Genomic DNA, 19,686 nt, shown 5'->3' on the forward strand with positions numbered 1-19,686 from the left:
TTTTGCAAGCGATCAGGTAGATACCCCGTTTCCGAGTACAAACATATATGTATCTCGTTTTCATACCCTGTTTTAGAGTATGGGCGGCGAACGGGAGCGTGGCGTCTTGAGCCCGGCCGACCGGGCGTACCTGCGTGGGGAGACGGAGTTCGCGAGCGTGCAGTCCGAGCGTAACGCGCGGGCGCGCATCCGCGACAGGCTTCACGCCGGACTCTACGACTTCGAACTGCTCGTGGAGGGGCTCTCGGAGACGGACCGGAAACTCGTGTTCGAGGACCGCCTCGACCGCGAAGGGACGGACGCCTTCGACGCGCTCGTCTCGGCGATGGCGTTCCTCTACCGCGGGGTCGAGGACACGGACCTAGAGTTCGAGACGGTGCTCGTGGAGGGGATCAACCTCGCGGAGGCGAGCGAGGAGCGCGCGGCGACCGTCGACCTCGACGTGACGTTCCGCGCGTTGAGCGTCGCCGAGGTGCGCCGGAAGATGCGGGCGGGCGAGACGCTGTCGCTGACGGAACTGGCCTTCGCCGACGCGCGCGAAGAGATCGCGCCCGACGAGTTCGCGGAGTACGTCCGCGGCGACGAGACGGACGACCCCGGCGTCGACGACGGCCGGATCCAGTCGCGGGTCACCGACTTCTGACTCCCGGCCCCGAGGAGATCGACGCCGACAGGTCCGTATATAAATTCCCCTTGATAACTTATCACACACGCCCGCAACGGCTCCGTGCGAGCAGTTGACGAACCGACGCCGGAATGTTTTTATAGAATCGAAAACAATCAGGGAGTGACTCATGTCTCAGCGCCAGCGAATGGGCAACCAGCCCATGATCGTACTCTCGGAGGACAGCCAGCGAACGTCGGGCAAGGACGCCCAGTCGATGAACATCACGGCCGGCAAGGCCGTCGCGGAGTCCGTCCGCACGACGCTCGGACCGAAAGGGATGGACAAGATGCTCGTCGACTCCTCGGGCGGCGTGGTCGTCACGAACGACGGCGTGACCATCCTGAAGGAGATGGACATCGACCACCCGGCGGCCAACATGATCGTCGAGGTCTCCGAGACGCAGGAGGACGAGGTCGGCGACGGCACGACGACGGCCGTCGTCATCGCCGGTGAGCTGCTCGACCAGGCCGAGGAGCTCATCGACTCGGAGGTCCACCCGACGACCATCGCGCAGGGGTACCGCCAGGCCGCCGAGAAGGCCAAGGAGGTCCTCGACGAGCAGGCCATCGACGTCACCGCGGACGACCGCGAGACGCTCGAGAAGATCGCCGCGACGGCGATGACGGGCAAGGGCGCCGAGTCCGCCCGCGACACGCTCGCGGAACTGGTCGTCGACGCCGTGCTCGCCGTCCGCGACGACGACGGCACCGTCGACACGGACAACGTCTCCGTCGAGACCGTCGTCGGCGGCGCCATCGGCAACTCCGAGCTCATCGAGGGCGTCATCGTCGACAAGGAGCGCGTCGACGAGAACATGCCCTACGCGGTCGAGGACGCCGATGTCGCCCTCTTCGACGGCGCCATCGAGGTCAAGGAGACCGAGATCGACGCCGAGGTCAACGTCACCGACCCCGACCAGCTCCAGCAGTTCCTCGACCAGGAGGAACAGCAGCTCAAGGAGATGGTCGACAAGCTGAGCGCCGTCGGCACGGACGTCGTCTTCGTCGGCGACGGCATCGACGACATGGCCCAGCACTACCTCGCGCAGGAGGGCATCCTCGCCGTCCGCCGCGCGAAGGACTCCGACCTGAAGCGGCTGGCCCGCTCGACGGGCGGTCGCGTCGTCGCCAACCTCGACGACCTCGAGGAGAGCGACCTCGGCTTCGCCGGCTCCGTCGCCCAGAAGGACATCGGCGGCGACGAGCGCATCTTCGTCGAGGACGTCGAGGACGCCCGCTCGGTCACGCTCGTCCTCCGCGGCGGCACCGAGCACGTCGTCGACGAGGTCGAGCGCGCCATCGAGGACTCGCTGGGCGTCGTCCGCACGACGCTGCGCGACGGACAGGTGCTCCCCGGCGGCGGCGCGCCCGAGACCCAGCTGGCGCTGGAGCTTCGTGACTTCGCCGACTCCGTCGGCGGCCGCGAGCAGCTGGCCGTCGAGGCGTTCGCCGACGCGCTGGAGGTCATCCCGCGCACCCTCGCCGAGAACGCCGGGCTCGACCCGATCGACTCGCTGGTCGACCTGCGCGCCCGCCACGACGGCGGCGAGTTCGGCGCCGGTCTCGACGCCTACACGGGCGACGTGATCGACATGGAGGCCGAGGGCGTCGTCGAGCCGCGCCGCGTCAAGACGCAGGCCATCGAGTCCGCCACCGAGGCGGCGACGATGATCCTCCGCATCGACGACGTCATCGCCGCCGGCGACCTGAAGGGCGGCGGCACCGACGACGGCGGCGACGACGAGATGCCGCCGGGCGGCGGCGGCATGGGCGGCATGGGCGGTATGGGCGGCATGGGCGGCGCGATGTAAGCGAGGTTCCGTAGGAACCTCGAAAAGCCGAGCGGGCGAAGCCCGCGAGGCAACCCACGTTTTGTGCTGCACTCGCGGCCCTTCGGGCCGCTCGTTCGACAAAACGTGGATCAAAAGCACTCCTCCCGAACTTCGGGCGGCTTCGCCGCCCGCCGTTCGGTCGTCGGCCCGCTCGGGCCTTCGGCCCTCGCGGAGGAGTCATCCACCACACCGCTCCCGACACGCACCGCCTCTCGACCGATCTTCGATTCTTTCGACACCGCGACCGCGAGCGACAGCTCTCCGTATCGCGATCGTCCCGGGAACTGGCCCCTACAGTCCCGGAACCACGCCGCCGAGCAGCAACACGAGCGCCACGGTGAGCACGAACAACCCCAGCGAGAACACCCGCAGGCGCGCCCGGCGGCTCCGAGCCACGTCCGGGAGGTCGGCGTCCGCGTTGCCGCCGCTCCCGCCGTTGCCGCCGAGTCCGAGGATCCCGCGTTGCTGCTGGCGACCGCGGTCGGCTTCCGGAGGGCGCATGCCGCCCGTCTCCGAGACGAGCAGTCCGGCGAGCGTCGCCGCCGCGACCATCGAGAGCGCGAGCACCGCCAGCCCGGGGTCCACCCCGAGCAGCGCCGCGCCGCCGGCGACGGCGACGACCGCGGCGACGGGGTAGGCGACCCCGACCCGCGCGTACGCCGCCGCCCGTCGTCGATCCATACCGGGGGTCGGCGCGCCGGTCCGAAAGCCGTTGTGTTGTCGACGACGGCGATTGAGCGCGGAACCGGGGTCGACGGGCGGCGCCGCGATGGGTTTTCGTCCCGTCGGACGTATCCAGTGGTATGAGCGATGAATCGCATGGCGGCGGGGGTCCGCGTTCGGAGGCGGACGCCGAAGCGGTCGCGGCGGCGCACGCGGACGCGCTCGCGTCGCTGGCGGCGGAGTTGGTCGGCGACGGGAGGCCCGCGCCCCGCGACGCCGTCGGCGAGTGGCGGACGCTGTTCCCCGGGACGGTCGTGACGCCCGGCGATCCCGAGTACGACGACGCCCGCCGCGTCTGGAACGGGTACGTCTCCGCGTTCCCGGCGGCCGTCGCGTACCCCACGACGCCGGCGGGCGTCGCCCGCGTCGTCGACGCCGCCCAGGAGACGGGACTCGGGATCGCGACGCGCTCGGGCGGGCACTCCTCGGTCGGCACCTCGACCGGCGACGGCGTGCTCGTGTGCGACGTGGGCGCGATGCGGGACGTGACGGTCGACCCGGCGGCCGGAACGGCGACCGTCGAGCCGGGTGCCACCATCGGCGAGCTCGACGCGGCGACGACCGAACACGCCCTCGCGACCCCGCAGGGCGTCGCCCCGGAGGTCGGCGTGACCGGCCTGACGCTCGGCGGCGGGACGGGCTACCTCTCGCGAGCCCACGGGCTGGCGTGCGACCGCCTCCGCCGGGTCGAGTTGGTGACCGCCGCCGGGGAACGAGCGCGGTCGAGCACGGCGAGACCGCGACAGCGAACGGGGAGCGGAGCGACCCGTGAGCGCGTCACCGCGAGCCCGGCGAGAAACCCCGATCTGTTCCGTGCGGTGCGGGGCGCCGGCGGCGACTTCGGCGTCGCCGTCGAGTTGGAGTTCGACCTCGTCCCGGTTCCCGACGAGGTGGCGATGTGTGACACGTGGTTCGGCGTCGACGGCGCCGACGAGATCGCGGCGCTGTTGCGGGCGTACCGCCGGCTGCTTCGCGCGGCGCCGCGGGAGACGAACGTCTCGCCGTACGTTGCGCGCGTTCCCGACGAGCCGGGGTTCACCGACGACCGCGCGGGCGACCTCGCGCTGTGTGTGCTCGGCGCCCACGCCGGCGACCCCGAGGCGGGAGAACGGGCGCTTGCGCCGTTTCGCGATCTGGCTCGCGAATCCGAACGCGGGACCGAGGAGGAACGCGAGAGCGGGGACGGAACGAACCGCGGCGGCGACGCGACGGCGCCGCTGATCGATCACGCCGAACGCGTTCCGTACCGGGAACTCCAGCGATACCTCGGGGGCGACTCGGCCGCCGGCGACCGCTACTACTGGAAATCCGTCGCCGTCGAGTCGTTCACCGACGACCTCGTCGCGCTCGTCGCCGAGCGAATGACCGCGCTCCCGGGCGGGGCCGGCGCGGGGCCGGACAGCACCGTCGTCGTCTGGCCGATGGGGGGCGCGATCGCCGACCTCGATCCGGGCGACACGGCGGTGCCCGAGCGCGACGCCGAGGTCGTCCTCAACTTCGAGGCGTGTTGGAGCGACCCCGGCGCGGACGACGAGCACGTCTCGTGGGCACGGGAGTCTGCCGAGTCAGTCCGCGAAGTGGCGACGGTGACCGGGGAGCTGCCGAACTTCTCGGGAACAGAGCGCGGCGAATCCGCCGCCCGCGACGTGTACGGCGACAACTACGACTGGCTCCGGGAGACCAAGCGGGAGTGGGACCCCGAGAGGGTGTTCTCGCCGAGCGGCCGGTTGTGACACGATCGAGGGTGAGAGACTCTCTCGTGTGAGAATTCCGGGGACGAGGTTATCCGTCCCGAGCGCGTATCGGAGGGTATGGACGACCCCTCCACACGCACCGCCAGACCGCCCCCGAAGAACACGCTGTTTTGCCCCGAGTGCGGCCACGCCGCGCCGGCCGACGGCGACTGGGTCGTGCGCGAGCGCGACGGCGTCGAGGCGCTGACGTGCCCCGACTGCGGCGCGACCCTGACGGTCCGCCGGTCGAAGCTGGCGGCGCCGGCCTGACGCCCGAGCGCGGCGAGCCGTCGATGGTCGAACGCGACGACACGGCGTCGGGAAGCGACACGCAACGCGGTGACCCCCGGCGTTCGCCGACACGCTGGGGTTGAAGCCGCGGGCGACCGTGGGGCCCGTATGCGCGCAGCAGTGTTCCACGGCCCCGGCGATATCCGGGTCGAGGAGGTCGACAAGCCCGAGATCGAGGAGCCGACCGACGCGATCGTCCGCGTCACCCACACCGCGATCTGCGGGTCGGACCTGTGGTTCTACCGCGGCGAGAGCGACCGCGACCCGGGGACGGGCGTCGGCCACGAGCCGATGGGAGTCGTCGAGGAGGTCGGCGAGGACGTGCGCTCGGTCGAGCCGGGCGACCGCGTGCTCGCCCCCTTCGCCATCTCCTGTGGCTCCTGTGAGTTCTGTCGCAAGGGGCTGCACACCTCCTGTGTGAACCGCGACTCGTGGGGCGGCGACAACGGCGGCGCCCAGGGCGAGTTCGTCCGCTCGACGCACGCCGACGGCACGCTCGTCCGGGTGCCCGACCGCTACGCCGACGACGAGGACGCCCTCCGGTCGCTGCTCCCGCTCACCGACGTGATGGGGACGGGCCACCACGCCGCCCTGTCGGCGGGCGTCGAGGCCGGCGAGGACGCGGTCGTCGTCGGCGACGGCGCCGTGGGGCTGTGCGGCGTCGCCGCCGCCCGCCGGCTGGGCGCCGAGCGGATCGTCGCCGTCGGCCACCACGAGGACCGCCTCGCGATCGCCGAGGAGTTCGGCGCCACCCACACGGTCGCCGAGCGCGGCGACGACGCGGTCGACGCGGTGCTCGACATCACCGACGGCGGCGCCAACCACGTGCTGGAGTGCGTCGGCGCCGCCTCCGCGATGGAAACCGCGGTGGAGGCCGCCCGCCCTGGCGGCACCGTCGGCTACGTCGGCGTTCCCCACGGGATGGAGGGCGGGCTCGATCTGTTCTCGTTCTTCGGCGACAACGTCGCGCTGCGCGGCGGCGTCGCGCCGGTCCGCGCGTACGCCGAGGAGCTGCTGGCCGACGTGCTCCAGGGGACGCTCGACCCGTCGCCGATCTTCACCGAAACCGTGGGCCTCGACGGCGTCCCCGATGGGTACCGCATGATGGACGAACGGGAGGCCGTGAAGGTGCTCGTGAAGCCCTGGGAGTAGGCGAACGGGCGGGTCCACGTTGGATGCTACCTCGTGACAAACGCTAAACCCCGAGCGGCCGATGGGCCGGTATGGAGGTCGTCGAGCGACCCACGTTCGAGTCAGAGGTGAGCAAGCGCATCTACGAGTACGTCGAGCGGCACGGGACCGCGAACCGTCACATCGTCCAGCAGACCGTGTCGGCGCCGGCCGAGGAGTTCGAGCGCGAACTGGACCGCCTGGAGTCGCGGGGATACCTCGACGACGACGGCGGGACCCTCCGGGTCGCGCTCGACGTGGGCGCCGTCGAGGAGTACGAGACCGCCGACACGTCCTTCACGATCCGGCCGGCCCGCCAGGACGACTTCGAGGGCCTCGTGGCGGCGATCCGGCAGGTCACCGACCAGGAGACGTACGTCGTCGCCGAGAGCATCGCCGAGCAGTTGCTGTACGAGGAGACGGTGACGCGGCACAACTCCGTCGAGTCGCGGGTGTTCTTCGTCGCCGTCGCCGACGACGCCATCGTCGGGTGGACCCACCTCGACCTGCCGCAGGTGTCGCGGGTGCGCGAGACGGCCAAACAGACCGTCGGGGTCGTTCCCGAGTACCGTCGGTCCGGGATCGGGGGACAGCTCCTCCGGCGCGGCCTCGACTGGGCGGAGGCCAACGGCTTCCGGAAGGTGTACAACAGCGTTCCGGTGACGAACGCCGCCGCCCTGGACTTCCTCGGCGACCACGACTGGGAGACCGAGGCGATCCGACGGGATCACTACACCATCGACGACGAGCACGTCGACGAGGTCATGATGGCGTACACGTTCTGATGGGAGACGGGCGGTCGATGACGAGCCCGGCGTGGGCGTGCCGGTCGAAGACTCGGGCACGAAGGCGGAGTCGGGGCGATCGAACCGAACGCGGTAGCCGATTTGTGAGTGACCGTCGGCTTATCCAGAACGGAGAGGCCGGACAGAGGGGAGGGCATCTGTAATCCCGTCATGTGTCGTGTCGACCGACGATCTCGCGCGGGAGGTGATCGTTCTCGAACACCATTCCGTCACGTATCGTCTACTCGAATGCGTGCGATTGGTGGGATGATAAGTAGACCCCCCACCCTTCCAGAAGCTTCCACTAACAACCGAACGGATCTATAATTCACAGAACCATGTGCGAATTGTCGGCTCGTTCAACAACCCGAGCACCGCTGGATTCGGCCCCCGGTGCATACGCTTGACCGCACGACCGATCGAGCCAGACTCAAGCTAACCGACGAGCGGGCTCGAATCAGCAGTGATGTATTCACCCAATTACTTATTAGAGCACGGCCGTTTCACTCGGGTATATGGCCTCTCGTCACCGTCGGGAGTCCGCCGCGGAGGAGTTGGCGGACCTCACCGACAAGCCGGAAGCGGACTTCGACGCGGAGGAGTTCGAGATCCCCGAGTTGGACGATCTCGACTCCGTCAGCGAGTCGTAACGCGCCCTTCTACTTCGAGCGTTCGTGATACTCGGCGAGTAGCTCCTCGTATCGCTCGTCGAAGAAGCGCTCGCAGTACGCCGGGGCCCTGTTTACCGGCACTTCGGGGAAGCCCTTCTGAACGTCCACCTTCAGATCGTCGTAGGCGTACAAGTCGATGTGGAGCCGTTCGTCCGTGATATCGTGACCCCAATCCATGTGCGGGTGGTGATCGAACCGGGCGACGTGTTGCCAGTCGTCCTCGGAGCCGTATTCCGGTGCGTGGTTACACTCCAGTTGAACAACGAACCAGAGTACGTCCCCTTCCTCGACGCCGAGTTCCGTTCGACGCCGAACCCGCCCGTAGTCGAGGTGAGCGGTGTAACTCCTGTCGGGAGTTGGCGACTCTAGTTCTCCGCCGTCCATCGATTCTCCGGAACCGGCGGCCTCACTTAGCAGTTGATACTCGTATGCAGTCGGTGCGAGGGTTCGACGGCGCCACCGAGATCATCGCCGTCGCCCTCAACGACGGCTTGTCGTGGATCCGTCTCCGGGTTTGAACATTCCTCCGCGAATCCTCGTTCTGTCGCCTAACCAAATCTAGTCTGAATTATAATCTGGCAGGCAATCGGCCCGACCGGCCCAGGCAAGTGGGTAACAGGTCACGCTTGGGGAGCGATTTTACACATGGCCGTCGCGAGCGGATGTGCAAATGGAGAGGTGGTCGACTCTGTAATGTGCAACCCCCCGTTCTTGGGGGTTCGTGTGGGGTGTGATTGTGTTGGAGTGTTTCATTTGGATATTGATCCCAGTCCAACTATGGATTATTTAACGCTAGGCCGACTTCGAGTCTGAAAACCATTAGCTGCTATTGCTCTGGTAATGTCCGGAACTATCCATCTATTGATAGAAATGACTAATATCCTAACAAATTCTACTGAATATACATGTATCAATATACCAAATTGACTGAGTCAATGAATCTCAACCCTGTTGGGGCTGGGCCGGAATTGGTGTGCCACACACGATTTTGGCACGTGGTTGAGACGCTTCCTAGTGACACGTGTCTACCCCGTGCGATTGTCGGACTCGGACTCCTATCTGAGTTAATCCGACCAAGAGAAAATGACATCTGTATCCAGGTTGACGCAAGCGAGGCTCAGGAAATAACCGCGATAGTGCTCCCAGAGACCTTGGTGGAGATTCGAAAGCTCTGCCGTGACCTTACTAGGAGCAATCACCAGTACGATCAAGAAGCAGTAGGGAAGTTCCTCCAGCGGACAGGACTCACCCGTCATCCCACTGCTGGTAACGATCTGTGTGATTTCCAGGCAATTGAGCCGATTAATAAAATCACTGATGCACCGGAGTTGGACGTCACCGGATGGAAACCATCAGATCAGTCCAGGCCTGCTGACAAGTCAACCCAATCCGAGTCAAAGCAACAAAGCGATATCAAGACCCTGCTTGCGGGAAACAAGCGAGTGACGTACTGGGGTGGGGAGCGTATCACAGGAAAGAGTGGGCTTTCAGATCCAGAACGGATCAAAGATGCTGGGCTGCACCGTGGTGGCGGTTAAAACACAGCAACAATAAGTCATGTGTTTTGATTATTCAGATACCACTTAACCATTCAGCATATATCGTGACGATCGAAAGCCAAGTAATCGTGTTTTCTCTGGATCTAATTCGCCGAAAAAGCGGGCGACGAGGGATTTGAACCCCCGACCTCTTGGTCCGGAACCAAGCGTTCTGTCCGCTGAACTAGCCGCCCTCACACCCTTGTACCGCGGCCCGGCGAATAAGCCTTCGGAACCGTCACGGGCTCGCGACGAACGGAACGTGAAGCTGTCGGAAACAACCGCGAGAACGTGGAAAAGCGGGTCGGCGACGGGACCGAACGGTTACGGCGCTTCGCCGGTCTCGATCGTGAAGTCCGCGCGGGGGTACGCGACGCAGGTGAGGGTGTACCCCTCGTCGAGTTCGGCGTCGTCGAGCATCTGCTGGTTGTCGTGTTCGACGTAGTCCTCGGCGTTGCCGCCGGAGGTGATCTGGCCGGCACACGAGACGCACTGGCCCTCCCGGCAGGCGTAGGGCATGTCCCAGCCCTCGTCCTCGCCGGCCTCCAGGACCGTCTCGTTGTTGGCGACCTCGATCGTGTCGCCCTCCTTCGTGAACTCGACCTCGAAGTGCTCGATCTCGTCCTCGGGAATGTCGCCGGGGCCGGACGACGACTCCTCGGCCGCCGCGCCCTCCTCCAGTTCGCCCTCCTCGCCGGTCGCGACCGCGCCGGCGGGGGCGCTCCCGCCCCCGATGGCGCGGCTCCCCGGCTCGGGGAACTCCGTCTCCTCGACGGTGGAGGCCCGCCGCTCGATGACCTCCTCGGAGATGTCCGCGGTGGCCTCCCAGCCGGTGCCGCGGGCGGCGTGCAGGGCGACGAAGACCAACACGAGGCCCGCGCCGAACCCGATTGCCACGGGGTCTACCATGCTCGCGGCTATGAAGCGGGGGGTAACAAGGGTTGTGATCGTTGGCGGGCGACGGATCCGCGCGAGTCGCCGACGGCGAACGTGTTCGACGTCGAGATCGCCCCGCGACGGGGTCACCCCGCCGGGGCGTCGCCCGCGGTCGCGTTCGCCCACGACCGGTCCGGGTCGGTCGCGCCCGGACACCGACCGTCGAGCGGGCTCGTGTACGACGCCGAGCAGCCGGCGAACTCGCCGTTCTCCATCCACTGGATCCGCGTGCCGTGCGCGTCCGGGATCAGTCCCTCGGGGCTGCCGCCGCTGGGCGTCACCGTGATCCGATACAGGACGCCCGTCTCACAGGAGGCGTTCGTCGGGCCCTCGTGGCGGGAGTCGACGTGAACGCGGAACGTACTGAGGTCGGTGCCCGGCGGCGACGTGCGTTCGGTCCACGCCGAGAGGTTCGCGTCCGTGTCGCCGGTCTCGATGAAGTCGACCTGTGAGTAGTTTCCGGCGTCGAAGGAGCCGCTCGAATACGTCGCCACGTCCTCGGCACAGCCGGCGTCGAGCCGTTCGAACTCGGTGACCCGAAGCTCCGACGGCCCGGTGTGGTCGGAGAAGCCGGGGAGCGCGTTCACCGAGGGGCCGACGACGGCGCCGACCGCGAACGCGAGGAGGGCGACGGCGACCAGCCGCTGTGTCGATTGGGAGACCATACGCGGCCGTTTTCACGGCTCCGTGAAGTCCGTGGCGGACCGCCGCGGGTCGGGGAGCGGGGAGTGGGGGGCGGGGGGCGGGGGGCGGGGGCGGGGGGCGGGGGCGGGGGGGCGGCTACTCCCCGGTCCGGGGGACCTCGTGGCGACCGAAGCCGTACCGCAGCCGACTCGCGAGCCGCCGGCCGAACCGCTCCTCGCGGGAGTCGAAGCGTTCGGCGAGCGCCTGGTAGATGAGCGGCACGGGCACCTCCTGTTCGAGCGCCTCCTGTACGGTCCAGGTTCCGGTGGACCCGCCCTCGATACGGTCGGCCACGTCGCCCAGGTCGTTGCCCTCCTCGCGGAACGCCTCCTCACAGAGTTCCAGCAGCCACGACCGGATGACCGCGCCGTTGTTCCACGTGCGCGCGACGGCCTCCAGGTCGAGGTCGTAGCGGCCGCGGTGGAGGAGCTCGAACCCCTCGCCGTACGCCTGCATCAGCGCGTACTCGACGCCGTTGTGGACCATCTTCACGTAGTGGCCCGAGCCGGCGGGCCCCATCCGGTCGTGGCCCGCGGGGCCGGTGGCGACGGCGTCGAACACGGGCGTCAGCTCCTCGTAGGCCCACTCGGGGCCGCCGACCATCAGCGAGAAGCCGAGTTCCGCGCCGGCTGGACCCCCGGAGGTGCCGCAGTCGAGGTACGCCGCGTCGGTCGCCTCCGCGCGGCGGACGGAGTCCTCGAAGTAGGAGTTGCCGCCGTCGACGACCACGTCGTCGCCGTCGAGGTGCGGCTCCAGGTCCGCGAGCGTGGCGTCGACCGCGTCGCCGGCGGGGACCATCAGCCAGATGCGGGCGCCGGCGTCGTCTCCCTCGCCGGCTCCGCCCTCGCCGCTATCCAGTCGCTCGTACAGGTCCGCCACCGAGTCCGCCGGCTCCGCGCCGGCCTCGGCGGCCGCGGCGGTCGCCTCCGCGTCGAGGTCGAACGCGACCACGTCGTGGCCGGCGTCGAGGACGCGGTCGACGACGATCCGTCCCATGCGACCGAGTCCGATCACGCCGAGTCGTATGCTCATACCGGCGCGTCGGCGAGGCGGGGCGTATGCGTTGCGGTGTGCGGGAGCCGCCGCGCGGGCCGGGGTGTGCGGGCGCGGCCGCACGGTCGGCAGATCGCAGCCGGATCGCCCGGAAGCGCCGCACTTACGCGCCGCGCTCACGCACACACCCCCATGGACGACCGAGTGCGAGAACACGCCGAGGTGCTGGTCGACTGGAGCGCCCGCGTCGACGCGGGCGACCAGGTCGTGATGGACATCGCCGAGGGCGCCCACGACCTGGCGGTCGCGGTGGCCGCGGAGCTGGGCGAGCGCGACGCGAGGCTGCTGACCACATACGGCTCCAGCGAGGTGGGCCGCGCGTTCCTCCGCGCCGGCGACGACGACGACCGCGAGTTCGCACACAGCGAGCCGAAGCTGGCGATGCTGGAGGCCGCGGACGTGTACCTCCGCATCGGCGGCGGACGTAACACGACCGCCCTCGCGGACGTGGACGGCGACCGCCGCCGGCGCGCCCGGAAGGCGACAACGGCGACCCGCGAGGCGCGGATGGACACCGACTGGGTCTCCACGGTCCACCCGACGCGCTCGCTCGCCCAGCAGGCCGGGATGGCCTACGAGGAGTACCGGGACTTCGTGTACGACGCGGTCCTGCGCGACTGGGAGTCGCTGGCCGAGGAGATGGCGAACATGAAGGAGATCCTCGACGCCGGCAGCGAGGTCCGCATCGAGAAGGAGCGCACGGACCTCACGATGTCCATCGAGGACCGCACGGCGGTCAACTCCGCCGCGAGCGTCGCCTACGACTCCCACAACCTGCCCTCGGGCGAGGTGTTCACCGCGCCGCACGCCACCGAGGGCGAGGTGTACTTCGACGTGCCGATGACCATCGACGCCCGGCGCGTGCGGGGCGTCTCGCTCACGTTCGAGGACGGCGAGGTCGTCGACTTCGCCGCCGAGCAGGGCGAGGAGGCGATCGCGGACGTGCTCGCCACCGACGAGGGGGCCCGTCGACTCGGGGAACTCGGGATCGGGATGAACCGCGGCATCGACCGCTTCACCGACTCGATCCTGTTCGACGAGAAGATGGGCGACACCGTCCACCTCGCGGTCGGGCGCGCGTACGACGCCTGCCTGCCGGAGGGCGAGTCGGGCAACGACTCGGCGGTCCACGTCGACATGATCACGGACATGTCCGAGGACTCGCGCATGCTGGTCGACGGCGAAGTGGTGCAACACAACGGGACCTTTCGGTGGGAGGACGACTTTTCCGCCGAGTAGGTCGACTCGGCGTCACATCGTTTGTCGGTATTTCTATTGGCGAAACGACACGAACGGTTCGAACACTCCCGTTCACACGGCGCACACAACCCCACGGCGGTTGGCGTGCGGCTGCCGCGCCTCGTGCGCGGTCGCCGCGCGCGAGGGGCGAGTACCGGAGCGCGAACGGAGTGAGCGCGAGGAACGCAGTCGGCTGGGGAGGCTCACGTGAACGGAGTGAACGTGAGTTCGTCGGAGCTCGCTCCGACGTACGTGAGGCTGCGGTGCGGTCGCGGTGGGCGGGACTGAAAGGGGCCGCGGGTGTGCGCGAACCCCGATGACGTAAGCACTGGAGCGAGGTGAACGAAGTGAGCCGAGCGAAGCGCGCAGCGAGTCGCGGGAGCGCACACCCGCGGGGGCTTTCGAGAACCTCGACGCCCTGCCGGCGGTAACTCCGCAGCGGTGTTCGTCATCCGAGTTCCCACAGAATACGGATCAGACCGTCGCGCTTAACCTCCGCCCACCACCACGGACACGCGATCATGGAGCCGCGCCACGCCCGCTACCCGTTCTTCGCGTCGGCCCGCGAGGCCGTCCGCGCGTCGGGCGTCGACCTGGCCGCGCTCGTCGCCGACGGCGACGACGCCGTCGACCGCGGCCGCGAGCGGGTCGAGCGCGCGCTCACCGAGGGCACCGTCGAACCCGAGGACGCCGGCGCATGGGACACCCGCGACGAGCTGCTCTCGTATCCGATCGCGCGGATCCTCGTCTCGCTGCTCGACTCACACGCCGCCGTCGAGAAGTACGCGCAGGCCGAGGCGGCCACCGCCTACCGCCGCTTCACCGAGGACCTCGACCGCGCCCGCGACGACGGCGCCCGCCGCGAGCCCGCCCGCGTCGACCGGGACGCCCTGCTGCGGGAGTTCGACCTCGCCGGCGCCGTCCGAATCGAGGACCCGAAGCCCGGGCAGGTGGCGGGGAGGTGGCTCTGGCTCGACGTCGGCGCGTACCTCTCGTACGTCGACCCCGACTGGGGCGACGACTGGCGGCTCGTCAACCGCGAGCTCGTCGACGGCGAGGTGCGCACCGAACGCGAGGAGCTGTATCGCCTGCTGCGCGAGGCCGTCGAGGACCGCGTCGCCGAGGGGCTCCCGTTCGAGGGCGTCGGCGAGGAGCTCGCCGACGAGCTGGAGACCGAGATAAGCGACCTGCGCGACCTGCTGGCCGACCGGAGCGTCGCCGCCGACCTCGACGTGGTCGCGCCCGAGTACTTCCCGCCGTGTATCGCGAAACTGCTGGGGCGGGCACAGGGCGGCGACGAGCTGGACCCCCACGAGCGCTTCTCGCTGCTCGCGTTCCTCGCTGGCCTCAACCTCGACGCCGAGGAGGCCGTGGCGCTGTCGGGGCTCGACCCGGAGCTCGTCGCCGACCGCTTCGCGTACCTCCGCGACGACTCCGGCGCGCAGTACCCGCCGCCGTCGTGTCGGACGCTCGGCGAGTACGGGATCTGCGGGAACGAGGACAACCACCGCAGCGTCGCGCCCCATCCCCTGGAGTACTACAGCCGGAAGCTCCGCGAGGCCGACGAGGTCGTCGACTGGCGTGAACGAACCGACTCGGACGCCGGCGACGCCGCGGCCTGAGCGGCACTCCGGTGGAACGACGGGTCCGGGTCGGAGGTCCTCCGATCGCTACTCGCGGCGATCGAGGAGGACGCCGGCGGCGGCCATCAGCACGACGAACAGGCCGATCGCGGCGACGAGGTAGTACGCGCCGATGTTCGAGAGGTTGTGGCCGTCGGTGTACTGGAGACCGATGGCGACCAGAAGGGCGATGAAGACGACGACTGCGCCGACGGAGACGGCGATCATGCGGCGCATTTCGGCGTCGATTTCCATGCACCGCCGTATCCGTGGACCCGGCAAAAGGGCTTCGAAGCGTTCGTCAGCCGCCGGATACCGCGAACCGTCCGCGGAGGGCCGACCGAGCCCTTAGGTTCGCTCGGACCGTACCTTCACCGATCAATGACACCCGCACTCACCACCGACGAGCGACCGGATCGAACCCGCGGACGGAGCCACCACGGCCGGAACCGCCACGACGGCATCCACGAGAACGGCGTCGCACGCGGACGGCGTCGCTTCACCGAGGACAGGCCGGACGCACCGGACGGTCCTGACGGGCCGGACGGCCCCGGCGGACTGGAGGAGTCGAACGCACGGGACGGCGTCGACGCCGTCGAGCCCGGCGACGGCGAGCGGACCGAGCGCGCCCGGACGGAGCCGATGGCGGTGTACCCGCTCCGCGACGACGACCGATACCTCGTCGACACCGAGGGCGGCACGTACGTCGTCGACCTCGGGAGCGACACCTGCACCTGTCCGGACCACGAGATCCGGGGGAACCGCTGCAAGCACCTCCGCCGCGTCGGCATGGAGGTCGGCATCGGCCGCGTGCCCGCCCCCGGCGAGCGCGTCGCCGCCTGCGCCGTCTGCGGCGACGGCGTGTTCGTCCCCGTCCGCGAGGAGGGCGCGTTCCTCTGTGGCGATCACCGCCCCGCGGTCGGCTCGTTCGTCCGCGACCGCGAGGCCGACAAGCTGCTCGTCGTCACCGGCGTCACGACCGAGCGGGCCGACGAGTACGAGACAGAGGAGGGGAAGCCGATCGCCGACTACGACACCAACGCCGCCTACGGCGACCACGAGCCGGTGGTCGAGGCGGTGTACGTCGGCAACGCGCTGCGCTCGCCCGGCACGCTCGACGTGTCCGGACGCAAGCGGTACGGCTTCCCGGCCTCGCGGCTGCGCCGGCTCGACCCAACTGAGCGGCCGGACATGCCCGTTATCGGGATCTGAGGAGCGCGAACGGGAAGAGATTACAGCAACCGACGGATTCAGAGCATCTCCTCTGCTTCCTCGGCGGTGAGGACGCCCTGCTCGACGGCGTTGAGCACCTCCGCGACGCTGGTGTCCGACTCCGTGTCGTCGCTGGCGGCCAACAGATCGTCGATGGTCTCGCCCTCGTCCAGGGCCGCCTCCTTCTTCACGCGGTAGTTCCCGCCGTCGGTGACGTGGAGGTCGCCCGGGTGGAAGAAGTACCAGTCCTCGCGGTCGAATCGCACGCCGATCTTCGGGGAGGCGCCGAAGTTGCGCGCGAAGTAGATGAGCGCCTCCACCTCCTCGCCGCGGAGGTAGATGGGGTCGCCCGAGGAGGACTTCGCCTCGACGGCGTAGAAGACGCGGCCGTCGCCCGCGAGCACGTCCGGCAGCTCGCGGTCGGTGGAGGAGCCGCTGGCGGGCGCGCGCATCACCGCGAAGCCGGCGTCGTGGAGCCTGTTGACGAGTTCGCGCTCCCGGCGATCGCCCTTCGGGTTGCCCGGCATAGCTGTGCGTGAGCCGTTGGCGCGGATAAACGGGACGGTCGCGAACGAGTGCGGAGTGAAAGTGAACGCGGGGGGCGGGACGCGACGGAATGCGCCGGGACGGGGGGGGGCGACCGCGGGGCGTCACTCCCGCCGCGCGATCACCGACTCGCCCGCGCGGACCGCCTCTCCGCGGCTCACGCGGACGTCCTCGAGGGAATACGCGCTCGGGAGCACCACGTCGGCGCGCGAGCCGAACGCGATGTAGCCGATCCGCTCGCCCCGCGTGACCGGATCTCCATGCGAAACGTAGGGGGTGATCCGACGGGCGAACCAGCCCGCGATGAGCGCGCCGTCGACGCGATCGGCGTCGCCGTCGGCGTCCACGACGCCGGCTTCGACTCCGGCGCGGTCGGTCGCGTTCTCGCCCGCGTCGAGCGTGTACTCGAACCGCTCGTTGCGCTCGGAGTCCTTCGCGAACGCCGGCTTGTGGGCGGCCCCGCGGTGGTCGAGACGCGTCACCGTCCCGTCGGCGGGCGCGCGGCAGACGTGCACGTCGAACGGGCTCATGAACACCCCGACGCGGACGTTGTCGCCGTCCTCGCGGACCACCGAGACGTGGCCGTCCGCCGGCGAGAGCACGCCCTCGCCCGACGGCTCGCGGTCGGGGTCCCGATAGAAGTACACGGAGAAGCCGCCGACCGCGAGCAACAGGATCCCGATCGGCGGCACGAGCAACAGGAACGGCACGGCGAGCACGAACGGGACGAGGACGCGACGTTCGCTCCCGGGAGCCAGGTCCGGAACCGGAACCCGGATCATGCGTCGACGGGGTCGCGGACGGCCGTCTCGGTCGTCGTCCGGCCGGCGCCCCACGCCGCGAGCAGGTGCGTGAGGTGGATTCGGTCGTCGCTCCCCTCGACGAGATCGAGGTCGACCTCGCCCGCGAGGGCGTGCAGTCGGGCGACCGATTCGGGGGAGGCGTCGGACTTCGAGCGCGCGACGCGGAGGATCTCCCGCAGGAGGTCGCCGCCCTCGTACCCCTCGTCGTGGAGCAGGTCGTCGAGGGCCGAACGGGCCTCCTTCAGCTCCCCGGCCTGCGCCGCCTCCAGCGCCGAGAGGACCGCCTCGTCGGTGCCGACCTCGCCGAGCGTCTCGTAGGCCGCCGACATCGTCACCTCCTCGTGCTCGACGGCGGTGGTCTGCGCCGAGAGGATCGCCCTCCGGAGGTCGCCGCCGGCCGCGCTGGCGACGAACTCCAGCCCGTCGTCGTCGTGGTCGATCCCCTCGGCCTCGCAAACGTCCGAAAGCACTCCGATGATCTCGTCGGTCGTCGGCGCGCGCACGGGCACCGGGAAGCAGCGCGAGCGGATCGGCGGGATGAGTTTGGCGGGCTGGCGCGTCGCGATGACGAACTGCGTCGTGCGGTGGTACTGCTCCATCACGCGCCGGAGCGCCTGCTGGAAGTCCTCGCGGATCGCCTCGGCGTTGTCGAGCAGGACCGTCTTGTACGACCCCGACATCGGCGCGTTCGCGGCCGACTCCTTCAGCACGCGGTTGATCATGTCGCGTTTCGCCATGCGCGAGCGCCCCGTGAGGAACGACTCGAAGCGGGGGTCCTGCCGGATCTCCTTTTTGGTGCGGCCGAAGAAGTCCGCGACGTTGATCTCGATGAGGTCGTTGTCGGGGTCGTCGTGTGCGGCCTCGGCGAGCGCGCGCACGGCGGCGGTCTTGCCCGACCCCGGCGGACCCTGCACCACGAGGTTCATCGGCTCGTCCACCGCCCGAGCGAGCCGCTCGCGAACGTCCTCCTGCGGGAGGTCCGCGAGCGCGGGGGCGTGCGTGTCCGTCCACAGCGGGCCGTCCATTACCGCGTGGTAGCTGCCCGGACGGCTTGAACCCTGCCGTTCGGCGAGGCCGTGGCAGTGGCGGTTGGGGTTGCGACGGCGGGTGCGGTTGCAATGGCGGATGGGTCGGATACGGTCGTCCGATGAGTACTACGGCGGCGGCACCGCTGTGGGTGGAACGTGTCGGGAAAAACGGCGGAGTCGGTTCGACCCGTGGGATCGAATCGGCGGTCGTCGCTCGGTTCGTTGCCTGTCGCGGGCGCCCGCGACGGAGGTCCGCGGCAGGGGGCGCTCAGTCCGCCGTGACTTCCGTCGGCGTCCGGTCGGCCCCGGCGTCGGGCGTGGCCGCCCGGTAGAGGCCCCAGACGAACAGGACCACCAGTCCGAGGAGGACCAGGCCGGTCCGCAGCGTCGGGTCGATCGCGGGCGTCGCGATCACTTCGCCCGCCTCGTTGGTCAGCGGGACGGGGCTGTACGGCTTGCCCGCGAGGAGCTCGACGAGGCCGAGCCCGACGATACCCAGCAGCACCAGTCCCGCGCCGAACGCCGTCGCGATCTTGTCGGTGATGTCGAATTGGTTCATTGGTCTCACCTCCTTACCCGAGGAGGTAGCGGAGCTTGGGGTAGCGGTTCACCACGTCGAGGCGCTCGATGAGCGCGTCCAGGCCGTAGTAGCGGCCGGCCGCGAACACCATCATCGTGGCGAACAGGAGCAGCCCCATCAGGTCGCCGTTGACGAGGCCGTTCCCGAAGCCGGCGTTGCCGACCCAGAACAGGGTCATGAAGACGACCCCGCCGAAGGCCGCCAGGCGGACGAACGCCCCCGCCATCAGCGCCAGCCCGATGAGCGTCTCGAACAGGGGCACGCCCGGCTCGATGAGCCACGCGAGGTTGTTCCCCATCCACACCGGGATGGGGCCCAGCGCGGTGCCGGTCATCCCCTGCATGTACGCCGTGCCGTACGTGAAGTTCAGCCCGTTCTCGATGAGCTTCGTCACGCCGGCGTGGAAGAACCACCAGCCGGTAATGACCCGAAGTAGGGCGATCCAGTACGCCGCGAGCGGCCCGCCGACCTCGAAGCCGAAGTCTTCGGCCAACGGGTTCGTTTCCGAGTATGCCATGGGTCTCACCTCACAGGTGAGGATCGGACGGCTATCCCGGTATAAACGACACCTGGT

At 69.1% G+C, this 19,686-nt stretch carries 22 protein-coding genes and 1 tRNA gene; 11 read left to right on the top strand and 12 right to left on the bottom strand.

The genetic code is table 11. The features are described 5' to 3' along the window. Window positions 1-79: 79 nt before the first annotated feature. Together K6T50_RS08475 and thsA are read left to right on the top strand one after the other, a co-directional pair. Entirely contained in the window at window positions 80-643 is a 564-nt protein-coding gene (locus tag K6T50_RS08475) for a DUF8102 family protein (RefSeq protein ID WP_222606195.1), read from the top strand. 184 nt (window positions 644-827) lie between these two features. Next, window positions 828-2,477: a thermosome subunit alpha gene (gene thsA, locus K6T50_RS08480; RefSeq protein WP_222608866.1), complete on the top strand. Its 1,650-nt coding sequence runs from the start codon at window positions 828-830 to the stop codon at window positions 2,475-2,477. Between the two features lie 312 nt (window positions 2,478-2,789). Here the strand turns inward: thsA and K6T50_RS08485 are convergent, their stop codons facing one another. Beyond that, window positions 2,790-3,179 carry a hypothetical protein gene (locus K6T50_RS08485; RefSeq protein WP_222606196.1) on the bottom strand — a complete coding sequence of 130 codons (390 nt, stop codon included), beginning with the start codon at window positions 3,177-3,179 and terminating at the stop codon, window positions 2,790-2,792. A 122-nt stretch (window positions 3,180-3,301) separates the two neighbouring features. On the opposite strand from K6T50_RS08485, the gene K6T50_RS08490 reads away from it, so the two are divergent. The 5 genes from K6T50_RS08490 to K6T50_RS19140 all read left to right on the top strand — a co-directional run bounded on the left by K6T50_RS08490 (window position 3,302) and on the right by K6T50_RS19140 (window position 7,850). Continuing rightward, a complete protein-coding gene (locus K6T50_RS08490; RefSeq protein WP_222606197.1) occupies window positions 3,302-4,954 on the top strand; it encodes an FAD-binding oxidoreductase in 1,653 nt (550 codons plus the stop codon). A 78-nt stretch (window positions 4,955-5,032) separates the two neighbouring features. After that, a complete protein-coding gene (locus K6T50_RS08495) occupies window positions 5,033-5,224 on the top strand; it encodes a DUF8106 domain-containing protein (RefSeq protein WP_222606198.1) in 192 nt (63 codons plus the stop codon). Window positions 5,225-5,353: 129 nt separating this feature from the next. Next, window positions 5,354-6,397: a zinc-dependent alcohol dehydrogenase family protein gene (locus K6T50_RS08500; protein WP_222606199.1), complete on the top strand. Its 1,044-nt coding sequence runs from the start codon at window positions 5,354-5,356 to the stop codon at window positions 6,395-6,397. 71 nt (window positions 6,398-6,468) lie between these two features. Next, a complete protein-coding gene (locus K6T50_RS08505; RefSeq protein WP_222606200.1) occupies window positions 6,469-7,200 on the top strand; it encodes a GNAT family N-acetyltransferase in 732 nt (243 codons plus the stop codon). A gap of 515 nt (window positions 7,201-7,715) precedes the next feature. Further along, window positions 7,716-7,850, top strand: coding sequence for a hypothetical protein (locus K6T50_RS19140; RefSeq protein ID WP_275673097.1), 135 nt, complete (start codon window positions 7,716-7,718; stop codon window positions 7,848-7,850). A 9-nt stretch (window positions 7,851-7,859) separates the two neighbouring features. Here K6T50_RS19140 and K6T50_RS08510 read toward each other — a convergent pair whose 3' ends face one another. Then, window positions 7,860-8,255, bottom strand: coding sequence for a DUF7718 family protein (locus K6T50_RS08510; protein ID WP_222606201.1), 396 nt, complete (start codon window positions 8,253-8,255; stop codon window positions 7,860-7,862). Between the two features lie 611 nt (window positions 8,256-8,866). Between K6T50_RS08510 and K6T50_RS08515 the strand changes: the two genes are divergently transcribed. Further along, on the top strand, window positions 8,867-9,409 hold the full coding sequence (locus K6T50_RS08515; protein ID WP_222606202.1) for a hypothetical protein: 543 nt from the start codon (window positions 8,867-8,869) through the stop codon (window positions 9,407-9,409). A 121-nt stretch (window positions 9,410-9,530) separates the two neighbouring features. Here K6T50_RS08515 and K6T50_RS08520 read toward each other — a convergent pair. The 4 genes from K6T50_RS08520 to K6T50_RS08535 all read right to left on the bottom strand — a co-directional run bounded on the left by K6T50_RS08520 (window position 9,531) and on the right by K6T50_RS08535 (window position 12,055). After that, window positions 9,531-9,603, bottom strand: a tRNA-Arg gene (locus tag K6T50_RS08520). A gap of 130 nt (window positions 9,604-9,733) precedes the next feature. Beyond that, window positions 9,734-10,318, bottom strand: a complete 585-nt coding sequence (locus tag K6T50_RS08525; protein ID WP_222606203.1) for a 2Fe-2S iron-sulfur cluster-binding protein — start codon at window positions 10,316-10,318, stop codon at window positions 9,734-9,736. A gap of 113 nt (window positions 10,319-10,431) precedes the next feature. After that, window positions 10,432-11,010, bottom strand: coding sequence for a hypothetical protein (locus K6T50_RS08530; protein WP_222606204.1), 579 nt, complete (start codon window positions 11,008-11,010; stop codon window positions 10,432-10,434). Window positions 11,011-11,125: 115 nt separating this feature from the next. Beyond that, the gene (locus K6T50_RS08535) at window positions 11,126-12,055 is read right to left on the bottom strand and encodes an NADP-dependent phosphogluconate dehydrogenase (protein ID WP_222608867.1); all 930 of its coding nucleotides are present in this window, start codon (window positions 12,053-12,055) and stop codon (window positions 11,126-11,128) included. 159 nt (window positions 12,056-12,214) lie between these two features. Here K6T50_RS08535 and K6T50_RS08540 point away from each other — a divergent pair, with 159 nt between their 5' ends. Further along, window positions 12,215-13,321, top strand: coding sequence for an aminopeptidase (locus K6T50_RS08540; RefSeq protein WP_222606205.1), 1,107 nt, complete (start codon window positions 12,215-12,217; stop codon window positions 13,319-13,321). 521 nt (window positions 13,322-13,842) lie between these two features. After that, window positions 13,843-14,943, top strand: a complete 1,101-nt coding sequence (locus K6T50_RS08545) for a DNA primase large subunit PriL (protein ID WP_222606206.1) — start codon at window positions 13,843-13,845, stop codon at window positions 14,941-14,943. Between the two features lie 48 nt (window positions 14,944-14,991). On the opposite strand, the gene K6T50_RS08550 is transcribed toward K6T50_RS08545, so the two are convergent. After that, window positions 14,992-15,198, bottom strand: a complete 207-nt coding sequence (locus K6T50_RS08550) for a DUF7472 family protein (protein ID WP_222606207.1) — start codon at window positions 15,196-15,198, stop codon at window positions 14,992-14,994. Between the two features lie 126 nt (window positions 15,199-15,324). On the opposite strand from K6T50_RS08550, the gene K6T50_RS08555 reads away from it, so the two are divergent. Further along, window positions 15,325-16,155, top strand: a complete 831-nt coding sequence (locus K6T50_RS08555; protein ID WP_225935290.1) for an SWIM zinc finger family protein — start codon at window positions 15,325-15,327, stop codon at window positions 16,153-16,155. 38 nt (window positions 16,156-16,193) lie between these two features. Here K6T50_RS08555 and hjc read toward each other — a convergent pair whose 3' ends face one another. From hjc to K6T50_RS08580, 5 genes are all read right to left on the bottom strand, one after another. Beyond that, entirely contained in the window at window positions 16,194-16,682 is a 489-nt protein-coding gene (gene hjc, locus K6T50_RS08560; protein WP_222606208.1) for a Holliday junction resolvase Hjc, read from the bottom strand. A 123-nt stretch (window positions 16,683-16,805) separates the two neighbouring features. Then, complete coding sequence (locus tag K6T50_RS08565; protein ID WP_222606209.1) at window positions 16,806-17,483, bottom strand: protein sorting system archaetidylserine decarboxylase; 678 nt, start codon at window positions 17,481-17,483, stop codon at window positions 16,806-16,808. After that, window positions 17,480-18,529: an AAA family ATPase gene (locus tag K6T50_RS08570; protein WP_222606210.1), complete on the bottom strand. Its 1,050-nt coding sequence runs from the start codon at window positions 18,527-18,529 to the stop codon at window positions 17,480-17,482. Before K6T50_RS08570 ends, K6T50_RS08565 begins: the two co-directional genes overlap by 4 nt. A gap of 271 nt (window positions 18,530-18,800) precedes the next feature. Continuing rightward, on the bottom strand, window positions 18,801-19,091 hold the full coding sequence (locus K6T50_RS08575; RefSeq protein ID WP_222606211.1) for a hypothetical protein: 291 nt from the start codon (window positions 19,089-19,091) through the stop codon (window positions 18,801-18,803). A 13-nt stretch (window positions 19,092-19,104) separates the two neighbouring features. Continuing rightward, window positions 19,105-19,629 carry a DoxX family protein gene (locus K6T50_RS08580; RefSeq protein WP_222606212.1) on the bottom strand — a complete coding sequence of 175 codons (525 nt, stop codon included), beginning with the start codon at window positions 19,627-19,629 and terminating at the stop codon, window positions 19,105-19,107. Window positions 19,630-19,686 lie beyond the last annotated feature (57 nt).

This window comes from Halobaculum magnesiiphilum (assembly GCF_019823105.1).
GTDB lineage: Archaea > Halobacteriota > Halobacteria > Halobacteriales > Haloferacaceae > Halobaculum > Halobaculum magnesiiphilum.

Coding starts and splice junctions, on each gene's coding strand:
- K6T50_RS08475 (WP_222606195.1), top strand. CDS start 80: ATGGGCGGCGAACGGGAGCGTGGCGTCTTGAGCCCGGCCGACCGGGCG.
- thsA (WP_222608866.1), top strand. CDS start 828: ATGATCGTACTCTCGGAGGACAGCCAGCGAACGTCGGGCAAGGACGCC.
- K6T50_RS08485 (WP_222606196.1), bottom strand. CDS start 3,179: ATGGATCGACGACGGGCGGCGGCGTACGCGCGGGTCGGGGTCGCCTAC.
- K6T50_RS08490 (WP_222606197.1), top strand. CDS start 3,302: ATGAGCGATGAATCGCATGGCGGCGGGGGTCCGCGTTCGGAGGCGGAC.
- K6T50_RS08495 (WP_222606198.1), top strand. CDS start 5,033: ATGGACGACCCCTCCACACGCACCGCCAGACCGCCCCCGAAGAACACG.
- K6T50_RS08500 (WP_222606199.1), top strand. CDS start 5,354: ATGCGCGCAGCAGTGTTCCACGGCCCCGGCGATATCCGGGTCGAGGAG.
- K6T50_RS08505 (WP_222606200.1), top strand. CDS start 6,469: ATGGAGGTCGTCGAGCGACCCACGTTCGAGTCAGAGGTGAGCAAGCGC.
- K6T50_RS19140 (WP_275673097.1), top strand. CDS start 7,716: ATGGCCTCTCGTCACCGTCGGGAGTCCGCCGCGGAGGAGTTGGCGGAC.
- K6T50_RS08510 (WP_222606201.1), bottom strand. CDS start 8,255: ATGGACGGCGGAGAACTAGAGTCGCCAACTCCCGACAGGAGTTACACC.
- K6T50_RS08525 (WP_222606203.1), bottom strand. CDS start 10,318: ATGGTAGACCCCGTGGCAATCGGGTTCGGCGCGGGCCTCGTGTTGGTC.
- K6T50_RS08530 (WP_222606204.1), bottom strand. CDS start 11,010: ATGGTCTCCCAATCGACACAGCGGCTGGTCGCCGTCGCCCTCCTCGCG.
- K6T50_RS08540 (WP_222606205.1), top strand. CDS start 12,215: ATGGACGACCGAGTGCGAGAACACGCCGAGGTGCTGGTCGACTGGAGC.
- K6T50_RS08545 (WP_222606206.1), top strand. CDS start 13,843: ATGGAGCCGCGCCACGCCCGCTACCCGTTCTTCGCGTCGGCCCGCGAG.
- K6T50_RS08550 (WP_222606207.1), bottom strand. CDS start 15,198: ATGGAAATCGACGCCGAAATGCGCCGCATGATCGCCGTCTCCGTCGGC.
- K6T50_RS08555 (WP_225935290.1), top strand. CDS start 15,325: ATGACACCCGCACTCACCACCGACGAGCGACCGGATCGAACCCGCGGA.
- hjc (WP_222606208.1), bottom strand. CDS start 16,682: ATGCCGGGCAACCCGAAGGGCGATCGCCGGGAGCGCGAACTCGTCAAC.
- K6T50_RS08565 (WP_222606209.1), bottom strand. CDS start 17,483: ATGATCCGGGTTCCGGTTCCGGACCTGGCTCCCGGGAGCGAACGTCGC.
- K6T50_RS08570 (WP_222606210.1), bottom strand. CDS start 18,529: ATGGACGGCCCGCTGTGGACGGACACGCACGCCCCCGCGCTCGCGGAC.
- K6T50_RS08575 (WP_222606211.1), bottom strand. CDS start 19,091: ATGAACCAATTCGACATCACCGACAAGATCGCGACGGCGTTCGGCGCG.
- K6T50_RS08580 (WP_222606212.1), bottom strand. CDS start 19,629: ATGGCATACTCGGAAACGAACCCGTTGGCCGAAGACTTCGGCTTCGAG.